Here is a 17,343-nt window from a genome sequence, read left to right as displayed (position 1 = left end):
GAACATGAAAATAAGTGATTTAGTAAAGAAACTATTTAAGAAAGAAATAGGATTAGACTTACATAATCCAGAACATTTAGCTTTAGTTAAAAAAGCTTATGGATCTTATCGGGTATTTAAAAATATCTATGAAAAGATGTATAGGTATTATAAAGGTGATACTGATGCTATAAGAAAGTATTTATTTGTAACTGAGAGGTCGAATCTTAAGATTAATGTAAACTATATTAAGAAATTTATTAAAGAAGAAGTTGCCTACACGCTAGGTAATGACATTACTTATGGATCAAGGTCTGATGATGAGAATATAATAAAAGACATTGAGTATTATACAGCTCATTGGAATGAATTACATGATACTGATGTTATGAAGTATCTTTTAATATTTACACAAATATATGAACTTTATTATATTGACGATAATGCTGAATTTTGCAGCAAACTTATAAAGCCTACTGAAGGATATGCTTACTATAATAAATCTTCAAATAAGGTTTTATTTTTTATTCATGCTTTTAAAAATGATTTTGATAAAACTACATCTTATATTGATGTTTATACAGCAGAGTATATTTATCACTTTGATAATAAATTCAATGAAATAGCTAAACCAAGTAAAAATATGTTTGGTGAAGTTCCTATTACTATTGGAAAATTAACAGAAGAGGAAACAGATGATAGTTTATATAAAGATTTAAAGGGACTACAAGATGCTTTTGAAACCAATCTATCTGATATAGGTAATGAAATAAGTGACTTTAGAAATGCTTATTTACTATTTAAAAATGCACAAATAGATGATGATGATATTCCGGATATGAAAAGAAAAGGGATTATTCAGTTGCCAGGTGAGAAGGCAGATTCAAAGTGGTTGATTAAAGAAATTAACGATACTTTTATTCAAAACACACTGGATAGATATGAAGATACAATGTATCAAATAGCTTGCCATATAAATCATAATGAAAAGCTTCAATCTAATTTAAGTGGTGTAACATTACAATCAAGATTAATTGTTTTGGGTAATAAGTGTAATTTACAAATTAAAGCACATAAGAATATTGTAAAAAATAGATTGAGATTTCTATTTATATATTTGGATCTTAAGAAAAATAAAAAATATGATTATAAAGACTCTAAAGCGCTTTATACTCCAAGTATTCCAGCAGATGATTTAGCAACAGCTCAAATGTTAAATCAAACTCCAGATGGAGTTATTTCTAAGGATACTGCTAGAGGTAGATTTAGTTTTGTTAATAATAAAGTTTCTGAAGCTGAAAAAGTTAAAAAAGAACAACAAGAAGAAATGGGACAATTTGATTTAGATAAGGTTGTGATGGACCATGAAGCTAAACAATAATCAGAAATTTTATGTTGATAAAGAATTAGAATTTACAGAAGAACTATATAATAAATCAGATGAGCAACTACAGGAAGCTTATAAGTGGCAAATAAACAATAGAGATGATATATTAACTGAAATTGCTAAAGTAATGCTATCTTATACTATTACCGATAGTGTATTATCTATTGGAAGTATTGAAAAGCAAAAATTAAAAGAAAAGCTAAGTAAATTTATTAGAGATAAAGTTCAAGGTGAATTAGTTAATGAAACTAAATTAACTGACAAGCTTTTAAAATCTATTGGCAAAGAAAAATATAATATCAACAACTATCTACATGATATAGGAATGAATACTAGTTGGGATATTAAGCCTGTAGATGATGAAACTCTAAAGGATATAATTAGTGCTAAAGTAGATAATAAGTTGTGGAGTGACAGGCTATGGGATAATAAAAATGCCATTCAAAAAGATTTACAACTAGAAATTAATGATTTTCTTAATGGTAAAACATCTGCTAATGAAATAGAAGCTAAGATTAAAAAGAAATATAATTCTAATGGATATGAAACTAAAAGGTTAGTACAAGATAATATTGCTAGAGTTCAAGAGGGAATAAGTGATGTTTGGAGAGAAGAACATAACATAAAAAGAGTGCTTTATATGGCTACTCTATGTAATAACACTTGTGGAGATTGTGGCCAGTATGATAACAAAGATTATCCGGTAGATAAAAAACCTGTAAATTTACCACAACATTGTTTTTGCCATTGTACCTATGTTGATATTCCAAATGCTGATTGGCGACCTAAAATGCGAATGGACAACTCAACAAAACAAAATATTAATTGGCAAAGCTTTGAGGAATGGAAAGAAAAACATGAAGCACTTACTTAAATAGTAGGTGTTATTTTTATATCTAAAATTAAGGAGGTGATTAAAATATTTAGCTTAATAATCCCCTTTATATCAATGATACTTATTGGTATTTGGATTGTAGTAGATTACAAAAGATATAAAGTAGAGAAAGAAAGTTGTGAGGTTTATAAATCTTTAGAAGATAAAGTTATAGGAATGCATACAGAAGTGAAAAATCAAATAAAGATACAAAATGAGTCATCAATATCTATGGATGAATTAGTAGAAAGACTTAACAAACAGTTTAAATCAAGAGCAGAAAGTTTAAAGAGGTGATTCAATATCTCATTTAAGTCTAACGTTATAGGCTTATTTTTATTTTAGGAGGAATTGAAAGATGAAAGAATTAAGTACAATCCAAAAGAGAGAAAAATTAAATGATGTTTATTCTATAGACACGAAAGGCAATGGAGGAGCTAATCACGAATATTTAATATGCCAACATGGAAAAACTTCATGGTGTAATGGAAATAATTCAGAATCAGTATATGCAGAAATACAATTTCAAAACGGTCCAAGAAATGAATCTAATTCAATACATGGAGTAATTGATACTGACCTATTGGAAATAGTAAGAGATAGATTAAAGTCTTTTCAAGCTGGACCATTTAGTTCAAGGGAAAATGCATGTGCTTTAACACATATCGAAGAGGCTTTAATGTGGATGAATAGAAGAGTAGAGGACAGAATTGAAAGAAATGTTTTAGGTACAAATAATAAGTAATTAAGTCCTTAGCAATAAGGCTTATTTTTATACACAAATTTTAGCTTGTGGGCGTATTTCGTGTACAAGTAGATAAATTATATTACAAAAATAAATTGTGTCTTAGGGCGTTTAAAACGGTCTAGGGGATAAGGAGGAAATATGTTAAAGAAAGATTTGTTAGAAAAAATTAAAAATGCAAAAGAGGATGAGGATATTAATTCTCTATTGGCTGGAACAGACATTGAGGAGACATTCAAGAGTGAAGAACCAACACTTGATGTATTTAAAGGGAAGATTAAGTCAGATAAGGTATTTCAACAATTTATGGATAGTGAAAGAAATACTTATCATTCTAAGGCTATTAAAACCATGAAGGAAAAAGGTACTTGGGAAAATGAATTTAGTAATGAATTAAAAACAAAATATCCAGAATTAATCACTGATCCTAAAGACAAACAAATGATGGAGATGCAAAAGCAAATAGATGAGATGAAAGCTAAAGAAGATAGGCAAAATTTATTTAAAAAAGCTTTAAGCTATGCACAAGAAAAAAAATATACATTAAGTAATAGATCTATTGAAAAATGTTTAAAAGATGATTGGGAATCAACGATGACTGAAATAGATTCAGAAAATGAAGATTGGTCAAAGGGAATTGAATCTGTAGTTGAACAGAAAATGAAAGTTAACTCTTACATCCCAGGAGTGAGTGGAGAAGGTGACCAAGTAAGTATTGGTTCTTTAATAGCGAAAGAAAATAGTCAATCAAAATCTAGTAGAGCTCCTGATTTATGGAGCAAAACTGAATAAATAGAATGGAGGAATATAAATGTATTTTAAAAAAGAAAATTACACAAATGACATGGAAATTTTATTTACTAGAAATAATCTAGTAACAGAAAGTGCAACTATTGTTGATACTGGTATTACTGCTGATAATGAAGGAAATAAGTATGTAACACAAGGAACATTAATTGATGCTGCAGGTGCAATTGTAACTCAAAAAGGTTCTGGAGGTTCTGAAACATTATCTGCTACACCAGTAGGAATATTATATAGAACTGTAAATGTAAAGAATGGCTCTGAACCATGTTCATTAATAATAGAAGGATATGTAAGAGCAGATAGAATATTAGGTAATTTTGCTGAAGCAGCACAAAAATTAATAAAAACAGCATTACCAAAAGTAACATTTAAATAATTAGGAGGAATGACAAATGCCAAAATTAAGTGAAGTATTTAACACAAAGGAATTAATAAATTATTTTAAAGAAAGAGCTGTTACACCAATGGCTGGAGAAGGATTATTTCCTTCAAGAAAGATTCAAGATATCAAATTTGATATGATTCTTGGAACTGGTGGTTTGCCAGTAACGGCTAATTGCTATGCTTTTGATACTCCAACTCAATTAGCTAGTAGAGAAGCTATTCAAAAAGGTGTTGCTAGTTTAGCATTAATAAAAAGACAAATACAAATTACAGAGGAAGAATTAATTAAAGTCCAAAATCCTAGGAATGATTCAGAACTGAAATTTGTTTTATCTCAACTATATAATGATTCTGAAAAACTTGCTACTAGTGTACAAGTTAGAGTAGAAGCAATGAGAATGGAACTCTTATCTACAGGTAAAATTAAGATTGATGAAAATGGAATAGCTGTTGAGCTTGATTATGGAGTACCAGAAAATAATAAGAAAGATTTTTCTTGGAATGATGCTGCTAAATCAAAACCACTTGATGACTTAGCAGCATTAGCTGATGCAGTTGAGGATGAAAGTGGAACTAGACCAACTAGAGCTATTACATCTAGAAAAATAATAAGAGCTATTTGCAACAATACATCTGTTAGAAAAGCAATCTTTGGAACGAATTCAGATAAAATTGTTACTTTAACACAATTAAATGATTTACTTACTCAAATGGAATTGCCAGTTTTAGCACCATATGAGGGGAAATATAAGAAGGAAACTAAAACAGGTTTTGAAACATTAAGATATTATCCAGATAATAAAATTTCTATGTTTGGAGATGGAACTTTAGGAGAAACAATTTGGGGATTAACTGCTGAAGAAATTAAATTGGTTGGAAATGGTCAAATGGATGAAGCTTCAATGGTAGGAAATATTTTTGTTGGAACATATACAAAAGTAGATCCAGTTGCAGAAATGACTAAAGCAGCTGCTACTGCATTACCAAGCTTTCCACACGCAGAAGAATTAGGTATTGGAACTATAACATTATCATAGGAGAGATTTTTATAATCTCTCTTTTTAGATTGGAGGGGTTCAAATGGCATTAACTTTTACACCAGAAGAGTTAGAACAAATGTCTATAGTGGCTATTAGAAACTATTTAAATAAAGATTTTACAGATAATCAGATAAAGAAACATTTTGGTATTGCTATAAAGCTTATTTCTGAAAGTATACAACAATCTAAAGGCATTAATAAAAATGTTAAGAGCAAAACACAAGGTGACAGGAGTATTACTTTTGCAGATGAATATAAGTTAATTACTCCTGATATAGCAATGTATTTACCTACTCAATATGTAAAGATGTATTAGGTGGTGATATTATGGATTGGTTTTATGATAAAGAGATAAATATTTACACCTATAAAAGTTATGAGGATAAGCATGGAATAACAAGAGATGGTTATATAAAAGCAACTAAAGAATCTTATTTAGTGGATATACAACCATATTCAACTGAAAAAGCTAAGAAAGATTATGGTTATGATATTAAGTGTACTAGAAGAATGTTTAGTGATGCTTATAGTGAGATAACAGAAGATTGTATTATAGAATACAAAAATAAATTCTATAAGATTGAGGAAATACCTTGGGATGATGATTATCTCGAGGTTTTATTAAGTGAAACTAAAGATGTAAATATTATTGAAACTGAGATAGTAAACAATGAGTAGTACATTTGGATTTCAAGAGTTTATTAATAAAATAAATATAACTCAAAAGCAAATGAACAGTGTTATTAATGAAACTTTAGAAGAAGCTGCAACAGAGTGCGTAGCAGAAGTGCAAGCAAGAACTCCTGTAAGGACAGGAAATTTAAGAAGATCATGGAATCATGGTGAGGTAGAAATAGAAAACAATACTCATTACGTTGAAATAGGTTCACCTTTAGAGTATGCTCCAGCAGTAGAAAATGGACATAAGCAAGATGTAGGGAAATATATTCCTGCTATTGGAAAGAAACTTGTAAAAGAATATGTATCAGGTAAATATATGTTGCGGGATTCTTTAACTATAGCTAAAGCAGACTTACCAAATAAATTAAAAGCAAAGTTGAGTGATATTAAGTGATAAGATATGTAGATTTATTATATAGTATAAGCAAAACATTAAGAGAAAATTACCCAAAAGCAGCAATTAAGATAGATAAAAAGAAAAGTGAAGAAGAAATTAAAAATGGTCTATTTTATGTGACCATATCTCCATTAAATAGTAAGACATTTTTTAATTTAAGAAAAAAATTATTAAATGTGTACATTGAATTTGTGGAAGAAGTTAAAACACAAGAAAGCTCTTTAAATAAGATTGATGAATTAGCAGAATTGTTTGATGAAAGCATATATGTTAACAATAGAGCATTACCAATATTAAATAAAGAGCCTAAAGACACAGATGATAATGTAATTTTAATGTTTACGCTTAATTATTTTGATGGAAAAGCTGAACCTGTTACTGAAACTCCAGATGCAACTTATGATAAGCTTATGGGAATTTTAAAATTAAATATTGTTGATTAAGGACTAGTTATAACTGGTCTTATTTTTATGTACAAAATCAGAAAGGAGAGATGTGTATGGCAACAAGTAATACTATGCATGGTACTAAATTTACAGTACAGGCATTAGCAGAAACAGCCAATATTAGAGCAAAGCATGGAGTACTTTTTCTAATTCTAGATGATTCAACTGTAACTCCAGGAGTATATCAATATTCCAAATTAAAAAAAGTTGTTGAAAAATATGAAGAAAAGAATAAATCTCTTATAAGTACAATTTTTGCTGATTATGGAGTTAAAACATTAATAGTATCTGTTGGACACGCTGAAAGTGGAATAACTGGCTCTTTAGATAAATCATTAGCATTACTTAATAAAGTTAATGAAAATGGATGGTTGGCAGTACCACAAATTAAAACAGATGAGGATAAAAAGAAGGTAGCAGATTTTGTTAAATCTCAAAGAAAAGAAGAAGACTATCAAATAAAAGCTGTACTCTACAATTATAAAAGTAATTTTGAAGGGATAGTAAATTTTACTGGAAAAGACTTAGGGGATATTTCGCCAGAAGAATATACAATACAAACGGCAGCTACATTATGTACTTTGGGCGCAAATGAAGCTGTTACAAACCACATTGCAAAGAATGTAAAAAGTTGTGATGTGAAAGTAGACAACAATGAGTGTGTATCTAATGGGGAATTATTTTTATATAACAATGGTACTAACATTGTTTACTCAAGAGGTGTAAATTCACTTGAAGTTATCGAAAATACACAATCAGAAGCATTATCTAAAATAAGAATTGTTGAAACTATGGATCTTGTGAAATCAGATTCTAATAAAATATTTGAATCACACTATTTAGGTAAAATAGGAAACTCATATAAAAATAGAAAAACATTGATAAATGAGCTGAACTCTTATTTAAGAACTTTAAGTAATGAAGGTTACTTAAGTAATGATGAAGAATCTTTTGCTGAATTAGATGCTGAAGCTACTAGAAAATACTTAGAATCTAAAGGTATAAATACAGATGAAATGAAAGATGAAGAAGTTTTAAAAGCTAAAACAGGAAGTTATGTATTTATAAAAATTACATTAAAAATTATGGATTGTATTGAAGACATTCATATTTGTCTACAATATGAAACTTAGAAAGGAGTGAATTGAATGAGCCAACAATTAAATCCTTATGATGTTGTTAGAACCAATAAGGGGTACATGAAAATAAATGGTATTGAATTAGCTGAATTAAAAGAATGTGAAATTAGCATTGAACCTAATACTAAGAACTTGCCATTAATGAATAGTGCTACAGATGCAGAAGTAACAATGAGTTACAAATGTACTATAGCATTTAAACTAAATAAAAGATACAGCAGATTTAAGCCAGCAATTTTAGAAGCTGCTAAAAAACTTCAAAATTTTGTTTTTGATTTTGAAGCTACAAATTATACTCCTAATGGAGAAGAAGAAGAGAGTATTGCAATCACCAATGCTTGGATAAAAGGAAAAACAGTATTGATGAAATTAGCTAGTGAAAATGATTTTGGAGAAGATAGTTTTGAAGCAGGATTCATGATTGAAAATAGTAACTATACAAACACCATAGATGATGGAGAAGATTGGTAGAGTAAAATTTTAATGTTCTACCTTTTAAATTTATTAATGGAAGGATGATTATATATGGCATTGTTAACAATAGAGGATATTATATCTAAAAAAGAAGAATTAAAAGAAGAAGCAAAAGAACAAAGAGGAATGATACACTGTGAAAAACTTAAGGGAGAGTTTGAAGCACATTCTCTTTCAAAAGGTGATTTAGCTGATGTTAGAGCTGAGATGAAAAAAGATGCAAAAAGAGGAACTTATAAAATGATATATATGAGTATAGATTCATTGAGAGATCCTAAATTGTTAGAAGCTTATGGATGCACAACTAACTCTTTAAATATAGTAGAAAGATTGTTTCCTAGGGAAAATCAAATATTTGCAATAACAGAGCTTTTAAATAAATTAAATGGTTTAAGTAAATTAGATCCACAAGAAATTTTCATGAAGGAAAGTGAAGAAATAAAAAACTAATAATGTCCGAAGATGGTAAAGAGATAGATATAGAACTTTATATGATATCTCACTATCTTCAGCACGGACATACTTTAAAGGAATTATGTAATTTATCTGAATTAGAAAAAACATTCATGATAGAAAGTATGCTGTTGATGAAGAAACAAGAAACTGATAATAACATAGCGTTAGCAGAATACATAGGAAAATTAGCTAACCCATATGCGAAAAAGAAATAAGGAGGGAGGTATATGGCAGAAAACATATTAGGTGGTAGGCTGTCAATTGAGGATAACTATACTAGTGCATTTCAAAGATTTGCAAATGGAATATTAGCATCAGAAAATAAGTTTGAACAATTTGCTAGTAGTGTTGTTAATAGTAATCAGAAAATAACAAATGATACAACTAAAACTTCCCAACAAGTTGATAAAATAGCACAAAAGTTTATTCAAAAAGGTGATAGTGTTGCTGATGCAATTAATAAAGCAAATGATAGAGTTAAACAGAATCAAGAGAAAACAATAGAAGGACTAGCGCAGAAATATATAAAGCTGGGAATGAATATACAAGATGCATATTCAAAGGCTGAACACGAATCCAATAATATATGGAATGGTGGCGGTGGTTCTAGTTCTAGTGCCCCAGGAGGTTCTGATGGATTTAAAGATTTTGCTGAATCATTTTTGACTAGTGGGTTTGGTGGAATAATAGGGAAACTAGGTCTTATAGGTGCCAGTATAACAGCTAGCATAACAGTTATGAAAACTATGAATAACTGGATGGAACAAGGTTATGATGCGCTTAATAAAGTGTCAGATGGCCTTTTTTCTTATGAAGGTGTTAAAAATGCAATTGAAGAATCTATGAACTTTGAAACTGGTAGAATGAAGCTTAATTTATTCTATGGTGATGAACAAAAAGGATTAGAAGCGTATCAAAAAGCTACTTATGAAGCAAATAAAACTTTTGCAAGTGAAACAGATACAGTTGATATTATGGCTAAAATGGGTCAAATGAGTGTAACACTTTCAGAAGACCAATTGGAAAAATTTCTAGATGTAGCAGGTACTAGAGATGAAGTAGAAACAAGCCACATAGGATTAGCAGTTAAAGAAGCTATTGAAGGTAGAATTGCTATGTTGCAAATGTATGGTATTAACAATAGAAATTTAAAGTCTTATTATGATGGATTGAAAAAATCTAATCCAGAGGAATATAGATCCTTTAAAGGTGCATTGAATAAGAAAGGTTCGGCAGGCGATCCACAAAAATATGTTAACTTACTTACTAGTTATATTGAGCAATCTCCAATGTCTGGCTATGCAGAAACTTATGCTAAAACAGTTAAAGGTAAATTAGAAAGACTAGAAGGTGTTTGGGGAAAACTAAAAGCTGAAATAATGGGAATTGACACTAATACTGGTATTGCAAAAGAGGGCGGAGTATTTGCAGCTGTTGCTAAAATGGTTGATAGCTTAAAAACTAAATTAGAAGATGAAAATACTATTAAAGGTTTAGAAATAATAGGAGAAGGCTTTGGAGATGCATTTACTGCTATTGGAGATGCTTTTACTTATACATTAGATAATATAGATCCAGAGGAGTTTGCAAATACCATAAAAAGTGTTGGAGAGACTGTTTCAGATTTTATTAAAAGTTTAGTAGATAGTGGAGCATTAGATAAACTTTTAGATACTTTGCCTAAGCTCACAGAAAAAGTATTAAAAACAAAAGAATATAATATGATAACAGATAATTTTATGGCGTCAAGAGAAGTTTCAATTGCAGAAAATAGACCAGGTGGAGGACTTTGGGCAGATGCATGGCGTAAGAAAATATGGACATGGATGGATTTTGATGTAAAGGAAGGTAGTAATGCTTATCCTGAAAAACCTAGTGGACATGGATTCTTCTATGATTTATTTAAAGGAAGCTCTACAAGTGATTTATTAACAGATACTAATGCAAGTACTGCAATAGAAAAAAATAATAAGCTTAATGATGAACAAAAAAATACTTTGAAACAAGAAATAAAGAATGATAGTCAAACAACTTATAATACTATAACAATTCAAAAAGTAGAAGCTAATAGTTTTGATGAGATAATGAACTCTATAAAAGCAGCTCAAAAAAATAGAAAGTAGGTGATACAATGGCTCAATATGCGCTAAATGATTCACAAATAGTAATTACCACATTAAAACATTATGAAAATATGAATGGTTTAAGAGTTGATAGTGATAATTCTAAGCCTGTAGAAGAAAGAGTTGTTCTTTTGCCAGTATCACCTAGCGACTTAATGTTTGATGAAAATAGTGATGCACAAACAATAAAATTAATGAATTATGGAGAATTACCTATTGGAATGAATAGAAAACTGGCAAAATGGTCAATATCAAGTTTTTTTCCAAAGAGGAACAATAAAGCTTATTACAATAAAAATAAAGCTGATTCTATATGGAAATATCCTTTTGACTTATCTAGTGGTACAGAAGATCCGTATACTTTTTATTGTGCAACATTATTAGAATGGAAAAACAAACAAATACCATTAGTATTTATGTTTAATACTTGGGGGAACTATTATTATTGTCAAATAACTAATTTTAAATATGGTAGAAAAGATGGAATAGGAAATGTATATTATGACCTACAATTTCAAGAATATAAAAAATTAAGTTTAGAAACTGGAGAAAATGGAACAACGGATTATCCATCTAATGTTTATTACCCTGAATCAGGTGAATCTATACAGGATATGGCTAAAAAAATATATGGAAGTTCTGAATATTATAAAACAATAATGAGTTTAAATAATCTTACTAGTCCTGTAATTATAGCAGGAAAAGGTTATAAGATAAGATGATTGACAAAAGTTTCTAATAATATACAATTATAGTATGCACATTATTTAGGGGGATATTTATGGAAAAAAATAATAATGACAAAAATGATATAATAAGAAAAACGAAATTATCAGGAGAAAACATTGCTACTATATTTAATATTGTTGCAATATTAATGATAATTGGAATAATTGGTTCTTTTTTAACTGGTAATATAGGAACAGCAATAGCATTGGTGGTTGGATCTATTTCTATTTTTATTTTAGGATTAGCTATTAAAGCAGTATTTGGTTGTATTGCTATTATAGCTGAAAATACAGAGAAACAAGTGGAACTACTAGAAGAAATACGTAAAAAATAAATAGAATGTTTTATAAACACTTAGGAAATCCTAGGTGTTATTTTTATACCTAAATTTAAGGAAAGGAATATTACATATGGAATTAAGCGTTTATGTTTATGATGATAATGGTACTTTCAAGATTCTGAATGATTTAATTATAAATGTAAAATACACGTGCAGTTTAGATAAAATAGCACAGCAAGTAGATATAACATTAGCTTATGGAATTTACAGTGATTTACCTTCTCTTTATATAGAACCAGGGCAAAAAATAGAACTTTATGTTGGAACTAGAAATATTTTTAAAGGCAAAGTAATAGCTTCTAATTTAAAAGCGGATGAAGAAAAAATAGAATTAACTTGTTACGATTTTATCTGGTATTTAACTAAATCTAAAGTTGTTTATAATTTTAATAATATAAGTGCCTTTGATGCTGTGTGTAAAATTTTTAATGATTTAGAAATTCCATATTCAGTAGATGGAATTTTAGGTGGACCTAATGGAGAAGGCGCATCAATAAATATAGATCATTTAATAAAAAATAAATCAGCATATGATGCCTGCATGATGATAGCAACAGAGGTTCATAATCAATTTGGAACTTACTATTATATGTTTATGGATGTGGCAGGAAATGTTAATCTAATGGAATGTGATAGATATTGGAGTAAGCAAACTATAAAGCCTTGTTCTAGTCCTTCTTTAGCTAATCCCGATGGAACACTTGTAGCTTTATCCTATAGGAATGATATGTCGGATATGATTACAAAAGTACAGCTATTTGACAGTAAAGGTAATGCTGTTGATATAGAAACTGGCGAATCTGTTGAGGGTGATGATGAAGAAGGTGGTGAAGAATAATGGCTAAGTCTCCTGAACTTGAACATATGAGTATTGGAAAAGCACAAACATTAGGAACTAAAAAAGTAAATGAATTATTAGGATTAAAGAATTTAACAGATGAAACAACCGGGGAAGAAACTAAAGCGATTAATAATACTTTAACAGCTCCTAGTGGCATTATTAAAAAATATGGACTTATACAGGATATTATTTTTAAATCTAAAAAAGAAGATCCAACTTTAAAAGCAAAAAGAATATTAAATGAGAACTGCAAACCTAAAGAAACTATAGAAGTAGAATGTATTGGAGATATAGACTATAGAGTGGGTTTTGGAGTTCATTTAGTTGCGCCATTTTTAAAAGGATATGAAGATTGCTTTATGTATATTAAAGAAGTAGAGCATGAATGGAAATCTAATAATTTATTTATAAGCAAACTTACATTAACACCATCACGTGTTATGGATGAAATGGAATGGACAGATTTATATGAGGATGAAGATGAAGAAGGAAGTTCGGCTTCAGATTCAGCTTTATGGGAAAAAATTTATTCTGTTTTAAAACAACAAGAAGGTAAGTCTTATGTTTGGGGTGCACATGGACCAGATACATTTGATTGTAGTGGTCTAGTAGAATATTGTTACAACCAATACAAAGCAGAATTAGGACTAACACTGGGTTGGACTACTTATGAGCAATGTAAACAAGGAACTGAGGTTGATAAAAATAGTAAAGAAGGTTGGGAACCAGGAGATTTATTATTTTGGATTGGTAATGGTAGTTATCCAGCACCAGCTCATGTTAGTGTTTATATTGGTGATAATAAAATGCTTCATGCTCCAAGAACTGGAGATGTAGTAAAAACTGTAGATGTTACAAGAACAGATATTTATTCTGTTAAAAGAGTAATACCAGCAAGTAAAACTGGATATGCAGACATTAATATTGAAGGTGTTCCAGATGAATATGTTGGCAATTTAACTGCTGTTGAAGGCAATTGTAATACATTTATTTCTAATATGAGTAAATATGGGTACAAGAATATTATTATAAATAAATCTAATAGTTATGGAATTGATTCATATGTTACTGCTGCAATTATTGCAATAGAAAGTGAAGGAAATCCTTATTGTGGAAACACTTATCATGGTTTAATGCAAGTTGAAGGTGGCTCATCTGATTCAGCTACTAATATAGAGCAAGGATTAAAAGAGTATAAGCAAAAAATGAGTGCTGTAGGAATTCAACCTCATGTAATATTTTCTGCCTATAACAGTGGTGAAGGTACTGTTCTTAATTCCTGTAAGCAAAATGGATATAATACATCAACTGTAACAGTTAAGCAATTAGGAGATGCACTATATAGTTATGTGAAGGCAAATAATTCAGATTGGGATCCAAACGAAAAGAAATATTATGCTTCAAAAGTATTAAAAGCCTACAACATATTAAAATCTAAAAATGCATTAAAATAAAGGAGATGAGAAAATGGCTTCATCATTTGATGAATTTTGGAACTCTATAGATAAACAACAAGAAAAGAATATGATTGATGAACCTTTTGAAATAGGAAAAGTTACTTCAATAGACCCTTTGGTTATAGAGCTAGAGGGTCTTCCTTTATATAAAAATAATTTATATATAAATCCTTACTTATTAGCATGGGATGAAGAAGTTAATATTTCAACTAGTGTAAATAATGAACATAGTCACAACATAACAATTATTCATCATTATTCTAAATTAAAAGTAGGCGTAAGAGTCGCTTGTTATGGAATTGATTATGATAAGCAAGGAGAAACATATCAAAAATATTGTGTGTTAGGGGTGATTGAATAATGAGTTTTTTCCCAGAAGATTTTTATAATAATAAGGCAATTAACAGAACAAAGAAAAAAGAAATTAAATTACTGAAGGATTATGCTATAAATCTTGATACAGGAGAAATATTGCTTGATGAAAATAAAAAAGCAATTATTGTAGAAGGCTTAGATGCAGTAATAGTACAGGCATGGAGAAAGATATACACCAAGAAATTAGATCCTTTTACAGGAGAAGGTTACTTAATTTATAGTAAGAATTTTGGAAGTCAACTTCATAAACTTATTGGAAAAAATAAAAGTAATGGTGATATTTATGCATATCAAATGCTTCACGATTGTTTAGTGGATGGAATTTATATAACTGGAATAAATAATTTTTCAACTGAATTGGAAAAAAGCTGTTATAAGATAAATTATACTATAGAAAGTATCTATGGAAATAAAGATGATAGTTTTTATGTAGATATAGATTAGGAGGGGATTTGATGGCTTATTACAGAAGTGCTGAGGACATATATGAAGAAATGTTTTTAGGATATGATGCTACTGATACAAGTGAAGGCAGTTTGATTTATAACTCTTGTATGCCAGTATGTATGAAGTTATCTCAATCACTTTTAGATTTAGATGAAGCAACTAAAAAAGTGTTTGCTAGTTCTGCTTTAGAAAGTGGATATTCTAATTATTTAGAAATGAGAATAAAAGAAGTTGGAATAGAAAGAAAACAACCAACTTATGCCAGTACTAAAATTTATGTAAATGGTTCTCCAAATGCAAATTTAAAAGCGGATAGTATTGCAGGAATTAAAGATAACAGATTATATATAACTCAAAATGATTTAGTATTAGATCAAGAAGGTCATGGAGAAGTTAATATAAGAGCAGAAAATCCAGGAAGTAAATACAATGCAAAAGTTGGAGAGATAAATTATTTACCAATAAAATATAACGGAATAACTAGTATCAGTAATAAAGAAGCCGTAACTAATGGCTATGACAAAGAATCTGATGAAGATTTATACAACAGATACTTATTAAAGGTACAAACTCCAGCCACTAGCGGCAATGACTATCACTACAAACAATGGTGCTTGGAGGTTGATGGTTGTGGAAGTACAAAGGTATATCCACTTTGGGACGGAAATGGTACTGTAAAGTGTGTTATTTCTAATAGTAATAAAAGAGCAGCTAGTAAGGAATTAATAGATAAAGTTAGGCAACATATAGAAGAAGTAAGACCTATAGGCGCTGATGTTACTGTAGTTTCTGTAGAAGAATTACTTTTAAATATATCTGTAAGTTTAACTTACAATTCTAAAGAAATTACACTAGATAAGATTAAAGAAAATATAAAAAATTCTATAGAAGAATACTTGAAGAAAGTAGCTTTAAATATTAACTATATAAGTATTGCTAAGATAGGAGCTTTAATCCTAAGTAGTGATAGTGTTGAAGATTATAATAATTTAGCTATTAATGGTAGCACAAGTAATGTAACTATAAATGACAATCAAATAGCAGTTCTTGGAGAGGTGGTATGTAATGCAACTTAAAAATTATGTACCATCTTTTATTAGTGGAGATAAAATTCTATCTAAAGTTTATGAGGAACAGCAAAAACAAATAGATTCTACTAATGCAGATATACAGGACCTTATAAATCAATGTTTTGTTGAAACTGCAACTTGGGGATTAGACACTTGGGAAAAGGAATTAGGTATAAAAAATAATATAAATTATAGTTATGCCATTAGAAGAAGTAGGATTTTAGCAAAATTAAAAGGGCAAGGAACAACTACTATAGAAGCAATAAAAAATATATGTAAAAGCTTTGTGGAAGATGTTGAGGTTATAGAACATAACAAAGAATATTACTTTGAAATAGATTTACTTAGTCATAGTGGTTTTCCAAGTGGCTTTGATACTTTATATGATTCTATAAGAGAAGTAAAACCATCGCACTTGGGTGTTAATTATATTTTAAGAGCAATTACAGAAACAGATTTTAGGGTTGTTATGGTGGGACTACAAGGAGAAACAGTAAGAGTGTTTCCATGGACTCCTAATAATTTAGCTTATAAAGTAGATGTTAAAATTCCATTAATGCAAGATAGAAGTTTAGAAAACATTAGAACATATCCAGTAGAGGAGGGATTATAAAGTGGCAGAAAAATTTTATAGCATATTAACCAATATAGGAAAAGCTAAAGTTGCTAATAGTATTGGACTAGGCACTAAAATAAACTTTGCAAAAATGAAAGTAGGAGATGGAGGAGGAGCATATTACGAGCCAACAGAAAGCCAAACTGATTTAAAAAATGTTGTTTGGGAAGGAAATATAAATCACGTTACAGTTGATGAAAAAAATCCAAATTGGATTCATATAGAAGTTATGATTCCAAGTACTGTTGGTGGCTTTACTATTAGAGAATATGGTGCCTATGATGATGAAAATAATATTATAGGAATTTGTAAATGTGCTGAAACCTACAAGCCAGTAATAGCAGATGGAAGTACCAAAGAGCTCTTACTGGATTTAATACTTTGTGTAGTTAATACAGATACAGTAGAACTTAAAGTAGATCCAACAATTATCTTTGCTAAAAAATCTGAAGTAGAACAATTAAGAACAGATATAACAGCTCAATTGAAAGATATTGCGAACAAAGTAGATAATATAAAAATTGCAGATGCTACTA

The 17,343-nt window shown here is 29.4% G+C and carries 25 protein-coding genes; all 25 read left to right on the top strand.

Going from position 1 to position 17,343, the window contains the following annotated elements:
* The first annotated feature begins 4 nt into the window (after positions 1-4).
* Positions 5-1,360 carry a phage portal protein gene (locus RYM86_RS12220; protein ID WP_315080781.1) on the top strand — a complete coding sequence of 452 codons (1,356 nt, stop codon included), beginning with the start codon at positions 5-7 and terminating at the stop codon, positions 1,358-1,360.
* Complete coding sequence (locus RYM86_RS12215) at positions 1,344-2,240, top strand: phage head morphogenesis protein (RefSeq protein ID WP_315080780.1); 897 nt, start codon at positions 1,344-1,346, stop codon at positions 2,238-2,240. Before RYM86_RS12220 ends, RYM86_RS12215 begins: the two co-directional genes overlap by 17 nt.
* Before the next feature lie 36 nt (positions 2,241-2,276).
* On the top strand, positions 2,277-2,537 hold the full coding sequence (locus RYM86_RS12210) for a guanosine polyphosphate pyrophosphohydrolase (RefSeq protein ID WP_315080778.1): 261 nt from the start codon (positions 2,277-2,279) through the stop codon (positions 2,535-2,537).
* 61 nt (positions 2,538-2,598) lie between these two features.
* Complete coding sequence (locus RYM86_RS12205) at positions 2,599-2,985, top strand: ABC transporter ATPase (protein WP_315080776.1); 387 nt, start codon at positions 2,599-2,601, stop codon at positions 2,983-2,985.
* Positions 2,986-3,126: 141 nt separating this feature from the next.
* Positions 3,127-3,777, top strand: coding sequence for a DUF4355 domain-containing protein (locus RYM86_RS12200; RefSeq protein ID WP_315080774.1), 651 nt, complete (start codon positions 3,127-3,129; stop codon positions 3,775-3,777).
* 19 nt (positions 3,778-3,796) lie between these two features.
* Complete coding sequence (locus tag RYM86_RS12195) at positions 3,797-4,168, top strand: hypothetical protein (RefSeq protein WP_315080773.1); 372 nt, start codon at positions 3,797-3,799, stop codon at positions 4,166-4,168.
* 16 nt (positions 4,169-4,184) lie between these two features.
* Complete coding sequence (locus RYM86_RS12190) at positions 4,185-5,213, top strand: major capsid protein (protein ID WP_315080771.1); 1,029 nt, start codon at positions 4,185-4,187, stop codon at positions 5,211-5,213.
* A gap of 43 nt (positions 5,214-5,256) precedes the next feature.
* Positions 5,257-5,532 (top strand): hypothetical protein, encoded by a 276-nt coding sequence (locus RYM86_RS12185; protein WP_315080769.1) that lies wholly within the window; start codon positions 5,257-5,259, stop codon positions 5,530-5,532.
* Between the two features lie 11 nt (positions 5,533-5,543).
* On the top strand, positions 5,544-5,894 hold the full coding sequence (locus RYM86_RS12180) for a hypothetical protein (RefSeq protein ID WP_315080768.1): 351 nt from the start codon (positions 5,544-5,546) through the stop codon (positions 5,892-5,894).
* Positions 5,887-6,291, top strand: a complete 405-nt coding sequence (locus RYM86_RS12175; protein WP_315080767.1) for an HK97 gp10 family phage protein — start codon at positions 5,887-5,889, stop codon at positions 6,289-6,291. The genes RYM86_RS12180 and RYM86_RS12175 overlap by 8 nt, the downstream gene beginning before the upstream one ends.
* On the top strand, positions 6,288-6,737 hold the full coding sequence (locus tag RYM86_RS12170) for a DUF6838 family protein (protein ID WP_315080766.1): 450 nt from the start codon (positions 6,288-6,290) through the stop codon (positions 6,735-6,737). The genes RYM86_RS12175 and RYM86_RS12170 overlap by 4 nt, the downstream gene beginning before the upstream one ends.
* Positions 6,738-6,793: 56 nt before the next feature.
* Positions 6,794-7,873 carry a phage tail sheath C-terminal domain-containing protein gene (locus RYM86_RS12165; RefSeq protein ID WP_315080765.1) on the top strand — a complete coding sequence of 360 codons (1,080 nt, stop codon included), beginning with the start codon at positions 6,794-6,796 and terminating at the stop codon, positions 7,871-7,873.
* Positions 7,874-7,888: 15 nt separating this feature from the next.
* Positions 7,889-8,350 carry a phage tail tube protein gene (locus RYM86_RS12160; protein WP_315080764.1) on the top strand — a complete coding sequence of 154 codons (462 nt, stop codon included), beginning with the start codon at positions 7,889-7,891 and terminating at the stop codon, positions 8,348-8,350.
* Positions 8,351-8,404: 54 nt separating this feature from the next.
* Positions 8,405-8,803: a hypothetical protein gene (locus tag RYM86_RS12155; protein ID WP_315080763.1), complete on the top strand. Its 399-nt coding sequence runs from the start codon at positions 8,405-8,407 to the stop codon at positions 8,801-8,803.
* A gap of 2 nt (positions 8,804-8,805) precedes the next feature.
* Complete coding sequence (locus RYM86_RS12150) at positions 8,806-9,024, top strand: hypothetical protein (RefSeq protein WP_315080762.1); 219 nt, start codon at positions 8,806-8,808, stop codon at positions 9,022-9,024.
* 12 nt (positions 9,025-9,036) lie between these two features.
* Positions 9,037-10,932: a hypothetical protein gene (locus RYM86_RS12145; RefSeq protein ID WP_315080760.1), complete on the top strand. Its 1,896-nt coding sequence runs from the start codon at positions 9,037-9,039 to the stop codon at positions 10,930-10,932.
* 8 nt (positions 10,933-10,940) lie between these two features.
* A complete protein-coding gene (locus RYM86_RS12140) occupies positions 10,941-11,654 on the top strand; it encodes a hypothetical protein (RefSeq protein WP_315080758.1) in 714 nt (237 codons plus the stop codon).
* 59 nt (positions 11,655-11,713) lie between these two features.
* Positions 11,714-11,995 carry a hypothetical protein gene (locus RYM86_RS12135; RefSeq protein ID WP_315080757.1) on the top strand — a complete coding sequence of 94 codons (282 nt, stop codon included), beginning with the start codon at positions 11,714-11,716 and terminating at the stop codon, positions 11,993-11,995.
* A 76-nt stretch (positions 11,996-12,071) separates the two neighbouring features.
* Complete coding sequence (locus tag RYM86_RS12130; protein WP_315080756.1) at positions 12,072-12,839, top strand: hypothetical protein; 768 nt, start codon at positions 12,072-12,074, stop codon at positions 12,837-12,839.
* Positions 12,839-14,296 carry an NlpC/P60 family protein gene (locus RYM86_RS12125; RefSeq protein ID WP_315080755.1) on the top strand — a complete coding sequence of 486 codons (1,458 nt, stop codon included), beginning with the start codon at positions 12,839-12,841 and terminating at the stop codon, positions 14,294-14,296. The genes RYM86_RS12130 and RYM86_RS12125 overlap by 1 nt, the downstream gene beginning before the upstream one ends.
* A gap of 13 nt (positions 14,297-14,309) precedes the next feature.
* Positions 14,310-14,660, top strand: coding sequence for a DUF2577 domain-containing protein (locus tag RYM86_RS12120; RefSeq protein WP_315080754.1), 351 nt, complete (start codon positions 14,310-14,312; stop codon positions 14,658-14,660).
* Entirely contained in the window at positions 14,660-15,118 is a 459-nt protein-coding gene (locus RYM86_RS12115) for a DUF2634 domain-containing protein (RefSeq protein WP_315080752.1), read from the top strand. Before RYM86_RS12120 ends, RYM86_RS12115 begins: the two co-directional genes overlap by 1 nt.
* A gap of 11 nt (positions 15,119-15,129) precedes the next feature.
* Positions 15,130-16,197, top strand: coding sequence for a baseplate J/gp47 family protein (locus tag RYM86_RS12110; protein ID WP_315080750.1), 1,068 nt, complete (start codon positions 15,130-15,132; stop codon positions 16,195-16,197).
* Entirely contained in the window at positions 16,187-16,804 is a 618-nt protein-coding gene (locus RYM86_RS12105; protein WP_315080748.1) for a putative phage tail protein, read from the top strand. Before RYM86_RS12110 ends, RYM86_RS12105 begins: the two co-directional genes overlap by 11 nt.
* A 1-nt stretch (position 16,805) precedes the next feature.
* Positions 16,806-17,343 (top strand): phage tail protein (locus RYM86_RS12100; RefSeq protein ID WP_315080746.1); only part of this gene is annotated, 538 nt, incomplete at its 3' end.

Source organism: uncultured Clostridium sp., assembly GCF_963527835.1.
In the GTDB taxonomy this organism is placed as follows: domain Bacteria; phylum Bacillota; class Clostridia; order Clostridiales; family Clostridiaceae; genus Clostridium.
The sequence above is the reverse complement of the archived record's forward strand: the minus strand, read 5'-3'. Positions and strand labels throughout refer to the sequence as shown.